This is a genomic window from uncultured Cardiobacterium sp. (assembly GCF_938028185.1).
Taxonomy (GTDB): domain Bacteria; phylum Pseudomonadota; class Gammaproteobacteria; order Cardiobacteriales; family Cardiobacteriaceae; genus Cardiobacterium.
In genome coordinates, this window is the sequence record NZ_CALJAH010000294.1 from 1 (window position 1) to 12,891 (window position 12,891).

A 12,891-nucleotide genomic window follows, 5' to 3' on the forward strand; every position below is an offset into this window, starting at 1 on the left:
TTTTCTATATCAACTACGGATTTGTTTGAGGCAGCATACATTTTAGGACACCACCGCTTCGGGTAGGGCGGTTGCAGATTGATGCTGGCAGGGACGTCGAGTGTGGCGAGTTTGTTGTTTGTGCTGTCGGGGTGGTATTGCCACTGGCTGATTTCGGCGGGAACGCTGATGCTGTACAGGTATTCGCGGTAAATCACGGTGCCGAGCGGGTAGAGCACGGCGACGCCCGCACCGGGCAGGATGGCGAGCCATGCCAGGCACGTTTTCCGGCTAAACAGCGGATGCTTGTAGCCGCGCGCCCACAGGTTGATATAGCCGCCGAGCAGCACGGGAAAGCCGAGTGCTACCCACATGGGAATGCCGGCAAAGAGCAGCAGGATGGCGCCAAAAAATCCGCCCGCCAGCAAGGCGAGCAGGCCGAGAATGAAAAAGAAGGCGTACCAGCCGCTGCGGTTGATGGTTGGGATCATGGGAGGGCTCCGGTTGGGGGAAAGGCGCAAGGATACGGAAGGGTGGGGCTGTCTGCACGCGGTTTGCAAGAGGGTAGGCGGCAACGGGCGATGGCAAAAGGCGTATCATGCCCGCCCCCGTTGGTTGGAGACTGTTATGAAATCGCACACCTGGCGCATTCACGCGCAACTGCTTGGCATGGCCGTTATCTGGGGCGCGGGCTGGACGTGGGGGCGCATCGTTGCCCAGGCGATGCCGCCGCTGGTCGCTGCCACCCTGCGCTTTTTTATCACCGCCGCCGGGCTGGTTTGCTGGTTGCATTATGGTGGACGCCTGCACACGCTCGCTGCGCTCAACCGCCGCCAGTGGGCGGGACTGACGCTGGCCGCCGCCTGCGGCGTCTGCGCTTTTGCCATCTTTTTCATGCTCGGCCTGCGCCATATTCACGCCGGACGCGCTGCCGTCATTTTTTCTGTCAATCCGGCGCTGACCATGCTCGGCGCGGCGTGGCTGTTCGGCGAACGGCTCAACCGTCGCATTCTCTGCGGCATGGCGCTGGCGGTCGGCGGCTCGCTCATCGTCGCCGCGCGCGGCAATCCGCTGTTGCTGTTTGCCACCATCGGCGCGGGTGAATGGCTCATTTTCGGCTGCGTCGCCTGCTGGGTCAGCTACTCGCTGCTCGGCAGGCGCGTGCTGGCAGGCATCAATGCGCTCACCGCCACCACGGCCACCGCCCTCATCGGCGGCGCGATGCTCTTTGTCATCAGCCTCGCCAGCGAAGGCACGGCGGCATGGGCAAGCCTCGCACACGTCGCGCCCCCGGTCTGGGCAACGCTGCTGGCGCTCGCCCTCGGCGCCACCCTGCTTTGCTATCTCTGGTATTTCGAGGGTATCGCCGCCCTCGGCGCGGGCAATGCTGCCGCCTACATGACGCTTATTCCGTTCTTCGCCGTGCTGATTGCCGCCGGGTGGCTGGGCGAACCGCTGACCCTGTCGCTTGTCAGCGGCGGCGCGCTCACCATCGGCGGCATGGCGCTGATGCACAGCGGGCGGGGCAAGGCATAGTCTGTTATGCCCGGCTATACATACAGGATAGCGGGGAAGGTGTATGTAAATGGCGTTGCAAACCGTGGCAGGTGCGGTGGCTGGCATTCGCGCGGGGTGCGTAATAGAATGCGCGCCTTTTCGTAATCCAATCAATTTAAGAGGAATTTATGGCCGGTCACAGTAAATGGGCAAATATCAAACACAAGAAAGCAAAGGAAGATGCCAAGCGCGGCAAGGTCTTCACCCGTCTCATCCGCGAGCTGACGATTGCCGCGCGCCACGGCGGTTCGGATGCGTCCAGCAATCCGCGTTTGCGTCTCGCCATTGCCAAGGCGCAGGCGGAGAACATGACCAAGGACACGATGGAGCGTGCCATCAAGCGCGGTGCGGGCGAACTGGAAGGCGCGCAGATGGAGGAAATCCGCTATGAGGGCTACGGGCCGGGCGGGGTCGCGGTGATGGTCGATTGTTTGACCGACAACAAGAACCGCACCGTTGGCGAGGTACGCCATGCCTTCACCAAGGCGGGCGGCAATCTCGGCACGTCCGGCTCGGTCGCGTTTCAGTTCACCGAGCGCGGCGTGTTGTTCTTTGAAAAGGTCGCTGACGAGGACGCTTTCATGGAGGTCGCGCTGGAGGCGGGCGCTGCCGATTTGGAGATTGACGAGAACGGCGCCGAGGTGCTGACCGACCCTGCCGATTATGCCGCCGTCTATGATGCGCTGGTCGCCGCCGGTTATACGCCGGACGAGAGCGAGGTGACGATGCGCGCCGACAATCTCTCGCCCGTCTCCGCCGATGATGCCGACAAGGTGATGCGCCTGATTGAGCGGCTGGAGGAGCTGGACGACGTGCAGAGCGTCTATACCAACGCCGATTTCCCGGAAGATTTCGCGGGCTAAATCATGGCGTTGTCCCGCCGTGTGCTGGCGATTGACCCTGGCTCGCGCGTCACCGGCTACGGCATTATTGATGTTAGCGGGCAGGAGGTGCGCTACGTCGATAGCGGCTGCATCCGCTTGGCCGACGAGGCGATGCCGCTGCGCCTGATGATGATTCATCAGGGCATCAGCGAGCTGATTCGCAGCTACCGCCCGCAGGAGTTCGCAATTGAGGCGATTTTCGTCCACAAAAACCCGGCGTCGGCGCTGAAACTGGGGCAGGCGCGCGGCGTCGCCATTTGCGCGGCGGTGCTGGCGCAGTTGCCCGTATCCGAATACGCGGCGAAAAGTATCAAGCAGGCGGTGGTCGGCAAGGGCGGCGCGGAGAAAACGCAGGTACAGCACATGGTGAAGATTTTGCTGAACCGCAGCGGCGTTATCCAGAGCGATGCTGCCGACGCGCTTGCCGTCGCCTTGACCCACGCGCACCATCTGCAAACGCAGCGGCGGCAACAACTGGCGGGACTGGCTACCGCCTGGGAGCAATGACGGTTATATGACGGTCTTTAGAGAAAAATCGTCACCTTCAACTCATGCTCACACCTGCAAATCGTAATTTCGAGCAAAATAAAACCCCTCTCTTTGCAGGAGAGGGGCTAATAGAGAATAATGTTAAAACGGGTATCCAAGAATCAGATTTTATAATGCCCAGGGACTTTTTCCTAGTGAAGGATGTGGCTCGCCATGGCTTTTGTAATATATTTTGTTAATCCATACCCTCAAAGCGAAAAACAGCCCTGCAAAGAAAACAAAAATAATCAATTGCATAACAGCAAATGCCATTGCTTCAGGATTTCCCATGTTTAATAAATTTGACAACATTGGGAGAAATACAAGTGCGGCAATAAGACCACAAAATAACCGGACCAAACGTAAAAAAGAAATAAACATTTTTAACTCCTATTTTCTGTAAATAAAGAAAGAACCAACATCAGGATTACTGATGGCAATGGTGCGATAAAGGCTTGGGCAAGCCCACCAACCACACCCCAGGCGAAGAACCAAATGACGCCTTTGGTGAAGCTGCTTACATCCAGCCATTGCCATAACAGCCAACCTGACAGTCCCCATGTGACAATAGTTGAAATTATGGTGACAACAACCAAAAATGCAGTAAATTTTTCTTCTTGATTTTCAATGGACAACTTAATGCTTCTTGTCTTAACAGTATGATTTGATTATTATTGTAACGTACCAATTTATATTTTCTACCAACTGCCAGTAGTAATGTTGCACCACTCGCAGTAAGTTTTAACCACTATCAGTAGGTTTTTATTATGATTGCTTTTGATGTTATTCGGGAACTGCGAGAAGAACGGCATTGGTCCCAGGAAGAAATGGCGGAACGGTTAGGAATGTCGAAAAATGGTTATGCTAAAATTGAACGTGGAGAAAGCAATCCAAACATAGAGCGTTTGCATCAGATTGCCCAAACGCTTGGTGTTGATATGATTGAACTTCTGCGTACAAACGATAAGAATGTGGTTGTGCAAACACAGAACCATAACGCCAACTATCATTACAATCATTATGCAAATAATGAATTGTTGCAAGCTGAAATTGAACGTATGAATTTGATTATTGCACATCAAAAAGAAATTATTGAGCAAAAAGACGAACAAATTCATATGCTCAAAAGCATAATAAAAAAACATGATCCATCCGCCATATAAGGTACTGGCGAGAATTTTTCAAACAAATACGGGGTTGGGATGATTGCTTACCTGCGCGGTACGGTACTGGTCAAACAGGCCGGGCAACTGATTCTTGAAACCGGCGGTGTCGGCTACGAACTCGCTGTGCCGCTGGCCGTACTGGAGCGGGTGCATGAGGGGCAGGAAGCGGCGCTGTTTGTGCATCATGCGGTGCGCGACGACGGCCATTTTCTCTATGGTTTTCTCACGCTGGAGCAGCGCGGCTGGTTCCGCGAACTCATCCGTGTCAGCGGTATCGGCCCGAAAATCGCCCTGCTCATTCTCTCCGGTTTCGACGGGGAAATGCTGGCGCAAATCGTGCGTGCGCAGGACAGCGCCGCGCTGGTGAAATTGCCCGGTGTCGGCAAAAAAACCGCCGAACGGCTGTTGGTGGAGCTGAACGACCGCGTTGGCAGGCTACCCACGGCGGGTGGGGCAGGGCAGGGCAGTATTCTGCGTCCGGCCTCGGCGCGGCTCGATGCCGAAGAAGCGCTCATTGCACTTGGCTACAAACCGGCGGAAGCGGCGCAACTGATTGAGCGTGTCGGCGATGACGACGCCGACACCGACACCCTTATCCGCCGCGCGCTGCAACTCAAATTCAAGACATGATCGAATCCGACCGCCTCATTCACGGCAACAGCCTCGGCAACGACGAACAGGCCGTTGAGCGCGCCGTGCGCCCGAAACGCCTCGCCGACTACATCGGGCAAAGCGCGCTGAAAGCGCAGATGGAAATTTTCATCAAAGCGGCACTGTCCCGCAAGGAAGCGCTCGACCACGTTTTGCTCTTTGGCCCGCCGGGGCTGGGCAAAACGACGATGGCGAATATCATCGCCGCCGAACTGGGGGTGAATCTGCGCCAGACTTCCGGCCCCATCCTCGACAAGGGCGGCGATTTGGCGGCGATGCTGACCAATCTGGAAGCGCATGACGTCCTCTTTATCGATGAAATCCACCGCCTCTCGCCCGCCGTGGAAGAAGTGCTGTACTCGGCGATGGAAGACTACCGCATCGACATCATGATTGGCGAAGGCCCGGCGGCGCGCTCCATTATCCTCCCCATCAAACCGTTCACCCTCGTCGGCGCCACCACCCGCAGCGGTCTTTTGAGTGCGCCATTGCGCGACCGCTTCGGCATCAGCCAGCATTTGCAGTTCTACAGCGAAAGCGAACTGACCGCCGTCGTCCTGCGTGCGGGCGAACTGCTTGGCGTGAAGATGGAACGCGACGGCGCGGTGGAAATCGGCAAACGTGCGCGTGGCACACCGCGCATCGCCAACCGCCTCTTGCGCCGCGTGCGCGATTATGCCGACGTGCGCGGCGGCGGCATCATTACCCGCGCCATCGCCGATGAAGCGCTGGAGCTGCTCGCCATCGACCACTGCGGCTTCGACAACCTCGACCGCCGCCTGCTCACCATCATCATCGACCATTTCGGCGGTGGCCCGGTCGGCCTCGACACCCTCGCCGCCAGCATCGGCGAAGAACGCGGCACCCTGGAAGATGTGGTCGAACCCTACCTCATCCAGCAGGGCTACCTGCAACGCACCCCACGCGGCCGCGTCGCCAGCGCCCGCGCCTATGCGCATCTCGGCCTGGAAATGCCCAAACCGTAACCTTGCCCGGACGCGCCAACGTTACACTACCGCAACCCCGCAAACCCCAACAGGAGAACCCCCTTGCACCCGACCGCAGAAACCGGCCTGTCCGTCTCCCGCCTCATCGGTGATGCCAGCATCCCGGTCAAATTCATCATGCTCATCCTCTTCATGATGTTCCTCACCACCCTGTTCATCACCGGCAAAAAATACGTCCAGTTCCTGCGCCTGCGCCAGAAAATCAAACAATTCGACAAAACCTTCTGGTCAGGCAGCGACCTCGAAATCCTCTACGCCGGCTACGAAAAACGAAACCCCGAAAGCATCGAGCGCGTCTTCACCGACGGCTTCCGCGAGTTTATGCAATTCCACGGTAACAGCCTCGACAACCCCGACGTCATCGTCCACAACTGCCGCCGCGCCATGACCGCTGCGCTCAACCGCGAAAGCTCGCGTCAGGAACGCGGCCTGAACCTGCTCGCCACCATCGGCTCATCCGCGCCCTACATCGGCCTGCTCGGCACCGTGTACGGCATCATGAACTCCTTCATCGCCATCGGCGGCGCACAAAGCGCCAGCATCTCCAGCGTCGCCCCCGGTATCGCCGAAGCCCTGATTGCCACAGCCATCGGCCTGCTCGCCGCCATCCCCTCCGTCCTCTCCTACAACTACTTCGTCACCCGCTCCGAAAGCCTCGTCGTCGAATACGACGCCTTCATCGAAGAATTCTCCAACCTCCTGCAACGCCAAATCATCATCGCGCGCGACTACCAGCGCCGCCAACAACAACAGGCACAACCGAGAAAACCCGCATGATCCGACGTCGCCGCCACAAAGCCAAAGCCGAAATGAACGTCGTGCCCTACATCGACGTCATGCTCGTGCTGCTCGTCATCTTCATGATCGCCGCGCCGCTCATCCACCAGCAATCCATCGAAATCGACCTGCCCGACAGCACCGCCGACGTCATCGAAATGCCCGAAGACGCGGGCAACGACCTCATGCCGCTCGTCCTCACCGTTGACGCGCAGGGCAACTACTACTTCAACCGGGGCGACAGCACCCGCCCGCTGCAACCCGAAGAAATCGTTGACATCGTCAACCAGGAAATGACCGCGCACCCTGACCTGCCCGTCCTTGTCCAGGGCGACGCCAACGCCAACTACAACAAAGTCATCGACGGCATCGTCTTCCTGCAACAGGCGGGTGCGCCGAAAGTCGGCCTCGTCACCGAACAACCCCCGGAAAGCGCGGCGGAGACCACGCAGTGAACGAATACCACGCGCCGAAGCGCGACCGCATCCAGGACAACCTCGGTGGCGCGGCCGGCATCGGCATCGGCCTACTCACCCTGGCGCTCATCATCCTCTTGAGCCGCGAATACCCGGTGGACATCAGCGGCGAAAAACCGCCGGGCGAAAAAAGCGAACAAATACGCCCCGCCATCAACACCCAAATCGTCGATGCCGCCACCCTGAAAAACACCATCGACCGCATCGAAAACCGCAAACAGGCGGCAGAACAAGAACGCCTCGACGCAGAGCGCAAAGCGATCGAAGCCGAGCGCCGCGCCGAAGAACAAAAACGCCGCCAGGCAGAAGCTGCTGCACGCAAGGCCGCGGCCGAAAAAGCGCGCGCAGAAGCCGCCGCCAAAGCCGCACAAGAAGCGGCAGAAAAAGCCCGTACCGAAGCCGCTGCCAAAGCCGCCGCCGAGAAAAAAGCGGCCGCCGAAAAAACCGCACAAGCCGCTGCCGCCAAAGAAGCGGCCGCCAAAGCTAAACAAGAAGCCGCCGAAAAAGCCAAAGCAGAAAAAGCCGAAGCGGCAGCCAAAGCCAAGGCAGAAGCCGCAGCAAAAGCCAAAGCCGAAAAAGCGGCCGAGAAAAAAGCCGCCGAAAAACGCGCCAAAGAAATCGCCGCCCAGGAAGTCGCCGAACAGGCAGCGGCAGCCAAAGCCGAGGCCGCCGCCAAGGCCAAAGCCGAAAAAGCGGCAAAAGCCAAAGCCGAAAAAGAAGCCAAAGCCGCCGCCGAAAAAGCCGAAAAAGCTGCGGCGGTCAAAGCGGCAAAAGAAGCCGCAGCCAAAGAAGCAGCGGAAAAAGCAGCGGCAGACAAAGCCGCCAAAGCCGCTGCCGCCAAGGCCGAAAAAGCCGCAGCTGCCAAAGAAGCGGCTGCCAAAGAAGCGGCCGAAGCCGCAGCTGCTGCCAAAGCAGAAGCTGCGGCAAAAGCCAAGGCCGAAAAAGCCGCAGCCGCCAAAGCGGCAAAAGAAGCCGCCGCCAAAGAAGCAGCGGAAAAAGCGGCAGCCGAAAAAGCCGCCAAAGCAGAAGCGGCGGCAAAAGCCAAAGCCGAAAAAGAAGCCGCCGAAAAAGCGGCCAAAGAAGCCGCTGCCAAAGCTGCCTCCGAAAAAGCCCGATCCGAACGCGAAGCCGCCAAAGCCAAGGCGGAGGCGGACAAAAAAGCAGCGATGGCCGCGCTGCAAGCCGAACTCGAAGCTGACGCCAAAGGCAAAGAAAGCGCCGAAGCCGTTGCCGCCCTCAAAGACTTTGGCGTCAACACCCTTGGCGCGCGGATGAAAAAATACTGGCGCCTGCCGCCGAACATCCCGGAAAACCTCTCCGTCAAAATCTTCGTCAAACTCGACAGCAGCGGCAACGTTGTCAAAGCCAGCATCAAACAAAGCAGCGGCTACAAACTGTTTGACGACGCCGCGCTGCGCGCCGTACACGACGCCTCACCCCTGCCGATGCCCAAACACCCCGGCGCGGTAGAAGCCTTGGTCTCCGACGGCATCATCACCAAATTTGACCCATGACCCCGAAACCCCGCACCAACCGGCGTAAAAGCCTGCAACCGCGCGACAAACTGCTAAAATGCCGCGCTCCTCGCAACCCACAACCAAAAGGTGAACCCACATGAAAAATAGCCAAAAATGGAAGCTGCTCGGCCTCTGCCTCCTCCTGCCGTGGACTGCCGCGCAGGCACAAGTCGAAGTCAACGTCTCCGGCGCACAAGTGGCGGCGCGCCCCATCGCCATCCTGCCGGTACAGGGCGATCCGGGCGTCAAAATGGACTACCTCATCGCTAGTGACCTGCAAAAGACCGGGCTGTTCCAGCCGCTTGACCCCAAAACCTTCCCGGAAAATCCGGCATCACCCGCCGCCATCCAGTATCCCGCGTGGAAACAGGCCGGCGCCGACTACGTCGTCATGGGGATGATGCAGGGCGCAAACGCCGGCCAATTCGTGCTGAACGACGTCAACAGCGCCTCACAACTCGCCAACGAAAACCTGCATGATGCCGACGCACGCCAACTGGCGCACCAGGCCGCCGACTGGATACTTTACCGCCTCACCGGCAAACGCGGTGTCTTCGGCACCCAGCTTGCCTACGTCCTCGAACAGGGCGGCGCCAAAGGCGCGCGCAGCTACTCGCTGCTCGTCTCTGACGTTGATGGCGCCAACCGCCGTACCGTTTACTCCTCCAACGAACCCATCCTCTCGCCATCCTGGGCGCCGAACGGCCGCGCCATTGCCTTCGTCACCTACGCCAACCACCACGCACAAGTCGTCATCCAGGAAATCGGCGGCGGCAGCCGCGTCGTTGCCCAGGGCGACGGCATCAGCAGCGCCCCGGCCTTCTCGCCGGACGGCGGCTACCTCGCCTTCGTCCAGTCCGAAAACAACAACCCGGACATCTACCTCTTAAACCTCGCCAGCGGTGCCAAAACCCGCCTCACCGACCACGCGGCGATTGATACCGAACCCGCCTTCTCGCCAGACGGCAACTACATCTACTTCACCTCCGACCGCTCTGGTAGTCCGCAAATCTACCGCATGAGCCGCAACGGCGGCGGTGCCGAGCGCGTCGTCTCCGGCAGCGGCTACAGCGCCAACAGCGACCTCTCGCCGGACGGCAGCTCACTCGTGCTGACACGCCAAAGCGGCGGTGGCTTCCAGATTGGCACCTACGACCTTGCCAGCAAACGCTTTGACGCACTCACCAGCGGTCGCCTTGACGAAGGCGCGAGCTTCGCCCCGAACGGACAACTCATCATCTACGCCACCAAAGAAGGCGGCAGATCCGTGCTGAAAGTCATCAACAGCAAAGGCGGTGTCGCGCAAACCCTATCCGACAGCAATGGCCGCCTGCGCGACCCGGCCTGGGGCCCGGACACCCGCCCGCAGCCCTGAGCCGCCCGACCCAAAACCATAAAAACAATATGCCCCGCCCCCCGTGGCGGGGCAAAAACAAAACCGCATCCTTCCCCCTGAACAGAAAACACCCACAACCCTTTCCAATAAAACCTGAAGACAAAAAAGGAACCCAAAAACCATGAAATACAAACAAACCCTCGGACTTATCATCTTCAGCCTGCTGGCCTTTGCCTGCTCCAGCCCCTACGGCCTCGAAGAAGGCGAAAACGCCGGACAAGAAAACGGCTTCGGTGGCTACGGCGACGGCACCACCTACGGCAACAACAACAGCTTTGGCCGCGGCAGCGCCAGCACTGCCGACTACTACAACGACCCGCAATACGGCGTGAACGTCGTCGGCGGGCCACAATCGGCGGACAAAGACCGCATCATCTACTTCTCCTTTGACAGCAGCGCCATTGACAGCCGCTCCGAAGCCGTCATCCGCGAGCACGCCAAATACCTGCGCGCCCACCCGCAGACCAAAGTCGTACTCGAAGGCCACACCGACGAACGCGGCACGCGCGAATACAACATCGGCCTCGGTGAACGCCGCGCCTACTCCGTCAAAGAACGCTTCGTCGCCGAAGGCATCTCGCCACAACAAATGCGGGTGATGAGCTACGGCGAAGAACGCCCCGCCGCCTTCGGTTCCAGCGAAGAAGACTACGCCAAGAACCGCCGCGCCGTCATCGTTTACTAAGGAGCCGCCATGAAGCGCCATACCCTTGCCCTCATCACCTTCGCCCTGCTCGCCAGCGGCTGCGCCACCATTGACCCCGAACAATACGCCGCCACCCAGCGCCAGGTTAATGACCTCAGTACCCGCCTGAAAAAACTGGAAGCCGACCAGGTTGCACTGCAAACCCGCCTTGACGAAGTCGGCAAAGGCGCACGCCTGCCGAGCGGCGTCAATGCCGTCGTCACCCCGCGCCGGGGCGAAGCCGCACCCGCTGCGGCAAACAGCACTGGCGGCGGCTACGAAGAAGGCCTTGCCCAATACCGCGCCGGCGACCTGAACGGCGCCATCGGTACCTTTGAACAATACCTCAACAGCGGTGCCAGCGGCCCCGAAGCGGCGCTGGCACAATACTGGCTTGGCGACGCCTACTATATGCAGCGCAACTACGATATGGCGAGCCGCTACCTCGGCGCCTACCTCAAGGCGCAACCGAACGGCGACCGCGCCCAGGCGGCACTGAACCGCCTCGTCGAATCACTGCGCGCGATGGGACGCAACGAAGACGCTGCGACGCTTGCCAGCCAGGGCATCAGCGCCTTGCAATAAATAATGCCAGTACTACAACGTTAAACCCCGCCAAACGGTGGGGTTTTTCTATAGCCATCCACCGAAAGCCTCATACGGTGTTGCGTCGTCTGACCGGGCACCCTAAAAAATGGCGGAGCCATTTTTTAGGGAAACCCCGCGCCGTACAACCGCGTACTGCCTTCAGCGGCGTGCCTTGTCTGAAATTTTCGGTGGATGGCTATATATTTTTACGCCTTGCCGCGCAAGTACAACACCCGCCCGTCGCCGCCGACAATCAGGCGGCAGGCGGGGCTTTGGATGCCGTAGCAGCCGTTGGCTTTTTCTACGGAGAGCGGCGCGGTCGGCAGGTGGTAGCGGGCGAGCAGGGCGGTGGCGTAGGCACGGGCGGCGCGGATGGTGGACAGTTTCATCTCAGGCATCCTCACGGTTTTTCAGGGTGTACCAGTCGAAATGGCGCGTGCCGTACATGGTGGCGGCGAGCGCGGCGAACAGCAGCAGGCTGCCGATGAGCAGGGTGTAGCGCGACGTTTGCAGCAGCAGATAAAGCACGGCGTAGGCGGTGAGCAGTAGCCCGCCGAGGATGGCGGCGCGCCGCAGCCCGCCCAGCACCACGCTCAGATAGCCGGTAATCAGGCTGTTGCAGGCGAGCGCTGCAATCAGGTAGGCGGCGGTGAAACCGGTGTATTCGCCGAGCGAGAGCAGCAGCAGGTAGAAAATGCAGACCGCCGCGCCGACGAGGGTGTATTGCACCGGGTGAATACGCAGCCCGCGCAGCGTCTCAAAGAGGAAACAGCCGCCGAAGGTGATGAGCAGGAACAACACCGCGTACTTGCTGCTGCGCTCGGCAAGGCGGTAGAGGTCGAGGCGGTCGGCAAGCGTCGCGCGGGCTTTTTGCGCATCCACCTGGGTGGCGACGTTTTGCTGCGCGATGTCCGCGTAATGCTCGCGGTCGTGCACGAGACCGTCGAACAGTTGCAGCGCAATCAGCAGGATGGCGCAGATGACAGCGATGATGACGAGTTTTTGCGTGGTTTTTTCCATGGGAATGCTCCGAAGTTTGCGGGCTTTCAGTATCGCGCTGACGGAGGGCGAGTGCTTGAAGCGGCGGTGAATTGTCGGTGAATTGGGCAGGGCGATGAGGGCAATCACGGCAGACACGGCGGCAAAAAACAGCGCGGCATAAAGATCGAAAAGGTCAAAATGGGCGTGATTGAAGCAAATCACAATGCCGCACCAGGACAATGCACCCGCCAGCGCTGCCAGCAGCAGCCCGCGCAGATTGCGGCAGCATTGCAGCCGGGCGAGGAGAACACCGCAGATGGACACCGGGGCGGCGCAGACAAGGGCGGCAATAAGCGCGTACCCTACGGTTTTCCCTGCGGACGCGCCAAGGAACGCTCCTAGCAGGAAAAACAGCACAAAGACGAAGACAGCGACCAAAATGGCGCCGATGGCAAAACGGCGGATGACCGCCCCGCGCGGATACACGGGCGGCGGCGGGAGCAACGGGAAGCGGGCGGTGGTGATACGGTAGCGATACGGCGACATGGGGAACTCCTTGAAGCAGCGGGAGCGGCAGTATCGCCTGTGCCGGACACCATTGTGTGAAGGTGCGGTGAAATGTGTGGGGAATGTCTAGGGGGGGGTTGCAATTTGAAAAATCCCCCTCCCCTGCAGGGCGAAGCCCGCAGCGGGGGAGGG

At 59.6% G+C, this 12,891-nt stretch carries 16 protein-coding genes and 1 pseudogene; 12 read left to right on the forward strand and 5 right to left on the reverse strand.

What is annotated here, in order from left to right; translation table 11 throughout:
- Nucleotides 1-470 (reverse strand): annotated as a pseudogene (locus tag Q0349_RS08640) (hypothetical protein); the annotation flags it as partial.
- Between the two features lie 136 nt (nucleotides 471-606).
- Here Q0349_RS08640 and Q0349_RS08645 point away from each other — a divergent pair.
- The 3 genes from Q0349_RS08645 to ruvC all read left to right on the forward strand — a co-directional run bounded on the left by Q0349_RS08645 (nucleotide 607) and on the right by ruvC (nucleotide 2,927).
- Nucleotides 607-1,515 carry a DMT family transporter gene (locus Q0349_RS08645; RefSeq protein ID WP_298080460.1) on the forward strand — a complete coding sequence of 303 codons (909 nt, stop codon included), beginning with the start codon at nucleotides 607-609 and terminating at the stop codon, nucleotides 1,513-1,515.
- A gap of 149 nt (nucleotides 1,516-1,664) precedes the next feature.
- Nucleotides 1,665-2,399 carry a YebC/PmpR family DNA-binding transcriptional regulator gene (locus tag Q0349_RS08650; protein ID WP_298080461.1) on the forward strand — a complete coding sequence of 245 codons (735 nt, stop codon included), beginning with the start codon at nucleotides 1,665-1,667 and terminating at the stop codon, nucleotides 2,397-2,399.
- Between the two features lie 3 nt (nucleotides 2,400-2,402).
- Nucleotides 2,403-2,927 (forward strand): crossover junction endodeoxyribonuclease RuvC, encoded by a 525-nt coding sequence (ruvC, locus tag Q0349_RS08655; protein ID WP_298080462.1) that lies wholly within the window; start codon nucleotides 2,403-2,405, stop codon nucleotides 2,925-2,927.
- 150 nt (nucleotides 2,928-3,077) lie between these two features.
- On the opposite strand, the gene Q0349_RS08660 is transcribed toward ruvC, so the two are convergent.
- Together Q0349_RS08660 and Q0349_RS08665 are read right to left on the reverse strand one after the other, a co-directional pair.
- A complete protein-coding gene (locus tag Q0349_RS08660) occupies nucleotides 3,078-3,329 on the reverse strand; it encodes a hypothetical protein (protein ID WP_298080463.1) in 252 nt (83 codons plus the stop codon).
- Between the two features lie 2 nt (nucleotides 3,330-3,331).
- Nucleotides 3,332-3,583 carry a hypothetical protein gene (locus Q0349_RS08665; RefSeq protein ID WP_298080464.1) on the reverse strand — a complete coding sequence of 84 codons (252 nt, stop codon included), beginning with the start codon at nucleotides 3,581-3,583 and terminating at the stop codon, nucleotides 3,332-3,334.
- Nucleotides 3,584-3,715: 132 nt separating this feature from the next.
- Here Q0349_RS08665 and Q0349_RS08670 point away from each other — a divergent pair, with 132 nt between their 5' ends.
- From Q0349_RS08670 to Q0349_RS08710, 9 genes are all read left to right on the forward strand, one after another.
- Nucleotides 3,716-4,111, forward strand: a complete 396-nt coding sequence (locus Q0349_RS08670) for a helix-turn-helix domain-containing protein (protein ID WP_298080465.1) — start codon at nucleotides 3,716-3,718, stop codon at nucleotides 4,109-4,111.
- 39 nt (nucleotides 4,112-4,150) lie between these two features.
- On the forward strand, nucleotides 4,151-4,744 hold the full coding sequence (gene ruvA, locus Q0349_RS08675; RefSeq protein WP_298080466.1) for a Holliday junction branch migration protein RuvA: 594 nt from the start codon (nucleotides 4,151-4,153) through the stop codon (nucleotides 4,742-4,744).
- Nucleotides 4,741-5,751 (forward strand): Holliday junction branch migration DNA helicase RuvB, encoded by a 1,011-nt coding sequence (gene ruvB / locus Q0349_RS08680; RefSeq protein ID WP_298080467.1) that lies wholly within the window; start codon nucleotides 4,741-4,743, stop codon nucleotides 5,749-5,751. The genes ruvA and ruvB overlap by 4 nt, the downstream gene beginning before the upstream one ends.
- Nucleotides 5,752-5,814: 63 nt before the next feature.
- Nucleotides 5,815-6,549, forward strand: a complete 735-nt coding sequence (gene tolQ / locus Q0349_RS08685) for a protein TolQ (protein WP_298080468.1) — start codon at nucleotides 5,815-5,817, stop codon at nucleotides 6,547-6,549.
- Nucleotides 6,546-7,004 (forward strand): ExbD/TolR family protein, encoded by a 459-nt coding sequence (locus Q0349_RS08690; protein ID WP_298080469.1) that lies wholly within the window; start codon nucleotides 6,546-6,548, stop codon nucleotides 7,002-7,004. Before tolQ ends, Q0349_RS08690 begins: the two co-directional genes overlap by 4 nt.
- A complete protein-coding gene (gene tolA, locus Q0349_RS08695) occupies nucleotides 7,001-8,539 on the forward strand; it encodes a cell envelope integrity protein TolA (protein ID WP_298080470.1) in 1,539 nt (512 codons plus the stop codon). Before Q0349_RS08690 ends, tolA begins: the two co-directional genes overlap by 4 nt.
- 100 nt (nucleotides 8,540-8,639) lie before the next feature.
- Nucleotides 8,640-9,917, forward strand: coding sequence for a Tol-Pal system beta propeller repeat protein TolB (gene tolB / locus Q0349_RS08700; RefSeq protein ID WP_298080471.1), 1,278 nt, complete (start codon nucleotides 8,640-8,642; stop codon nucleotides 9,915-9,917).
- A 142-nt stretch (nucleotides 9,918-10,059) separates the two neighbouring features.
- Nucleotides 10,060-10,623 carry a peptidoglycan-associated lipoprotein Pal gene (pal, locus tag Q0349_RS08705; RefSeq protein WP_298080472.1) on the forward strand — a complete coding sequence of 188 codons (564 nt, stop codon included), beginning with the start codon at nucleotides 10,060-10,062 and terminating at the stop codon, nucleotides 10,621-10,623.
- Between the two features lie 9 nt (nucleotides 10,624-10,632).
- Nucleotides 10,633-11,208: a tetratricopeptide repeat protein gene (locus Q0349_RS08710; protein ID WP_298080473.1), complete on the forward strand. Its 576-nt coding sequence runs from the start codon at nucleotides 10,633-10,635 to the stop codon at nucleotides 11,206-11,208.
- A gap of 209 nt (nucleotides 11,209-11,417) precedes the next feature.
- Here Q0349_RS08710 and Q0349_RS08715 read toward each other — a convergent pair whose 3' ends face one another.
- Both Q0349_RS08715 and Q0349_RS08720 read right to left on the reverse strand, forming a co-directional pair.
- Nucleotides 11,418-11,600, reverse strand: a complete 183-nt coding sequence (locus Q0349_RS08715; protein WP_298080474.1) for a hypothetical protein — start codon at nucleotides 11,598-11,600, stop codon at nucleotides 11,418-11,420.
- A 1-nt stretch (nucleotide 11,601) separates the two neighbouring features.
- Nucleotides 11,602-12,738 carry an inner membrane CreD family protein gene (locus Q0349_RS08720; protein WP_298080475.1) on the reverse strand — a complete coding sequence of 379 codons (1,137 nt, stop codon included), beginning with the start codon at nucleotides 12,736-12,738 and terminating at the stop codon, nucleotides 11,602-11,604.
- Nucleotides 12,739-12,891 lie beyond the last annotated feature (153 nt).

Coding starts and splice junctions, on each gene's coding strand:
- Q0349_RS08645 (WP_298080460.1), top strand. CDS start 607: ATGAAATCGCACACCTGGCGCATTCACGCGCAACTGCTTGGCATGGCC.
- Q0349_RS08650 (WP_298080461.1), top strand. CDS start 1,665: ATGGCCGGTCACAGTAAATGGGCAAATATCAAACACAAGAAAGCAAAG.
- ruvC (WP_298080462.1), top strand. CDS start 2,403: ATGGCGTTGTCCCGCCGTGTGCTGGCGATTGACCCTGGCTCGCGCGTC.
- Q0349_RS08660 (WP_298080463.1), bottom strand. CDS start 3,329: ATGTTTATTTCTTTTTTACGTTTGGTCCGGTTATTTTGTGGTCTTATT.
- Q0349_RS08670 (WP_298080465.1), top strand. CDS start 3,716: ATGATTGCTTTTGATGTTATTCGGGAACTGCGAGAAGAACGGCATTGG.
- ruvA (WP_298080466.1), top strand. CDS start 4,151: ATGATTGCTTACCTGCGCGGTACGGTACTGGTCAAACAGGCCGGGCAA.
- ruvB (WP_298080467.1), top strand. CDS start 4,741: ATGATCGAATCCGACCGCCTCATTCACGGCAACAGCCTCGGCAACGAC.
- Q0349_RS08690 (WP_298080469.1), top strand. CDS start 6,546: ATGATCCGACGTCGCCGCCACAAAGCCAAAGCCGAAATGAACGTCGTG.
- tolB (WP_298080471.1), top strand. CDS start 8,640: ATGAAAAATAGCCAAAAATGGAAGCTGCTCGGCCTCTGCCTCCTCCTG.
- pal (WP_298080472.1), top strand. CDS start 10,060: ATGAAATACAAACAAACCCTCGGACTTATCATCTTCAGCCTGCTGGCC.
- Q0349_RS08710 (WP_298080473.1), top strand. CDS start 10,633: ATGAAGCGCCATACCCTTGCCCTCATCACCTTCGCCCTGCTCGCCAGC.
- Q0349_RS08715 (WP_298080474.1), bottom strand. CDS start 11,600: ATGAAACTGTCCACCATCCGCGCCGCCCGTGCCTACGCCACCGCCCTG.
- Q0349_RS08720 (WP_298080475.1), bottom strand. CDS start 12,738: ATGTCGCCGTATCGCTACCGTATCACCACCGCCCGCTTCCCGTTGCTC.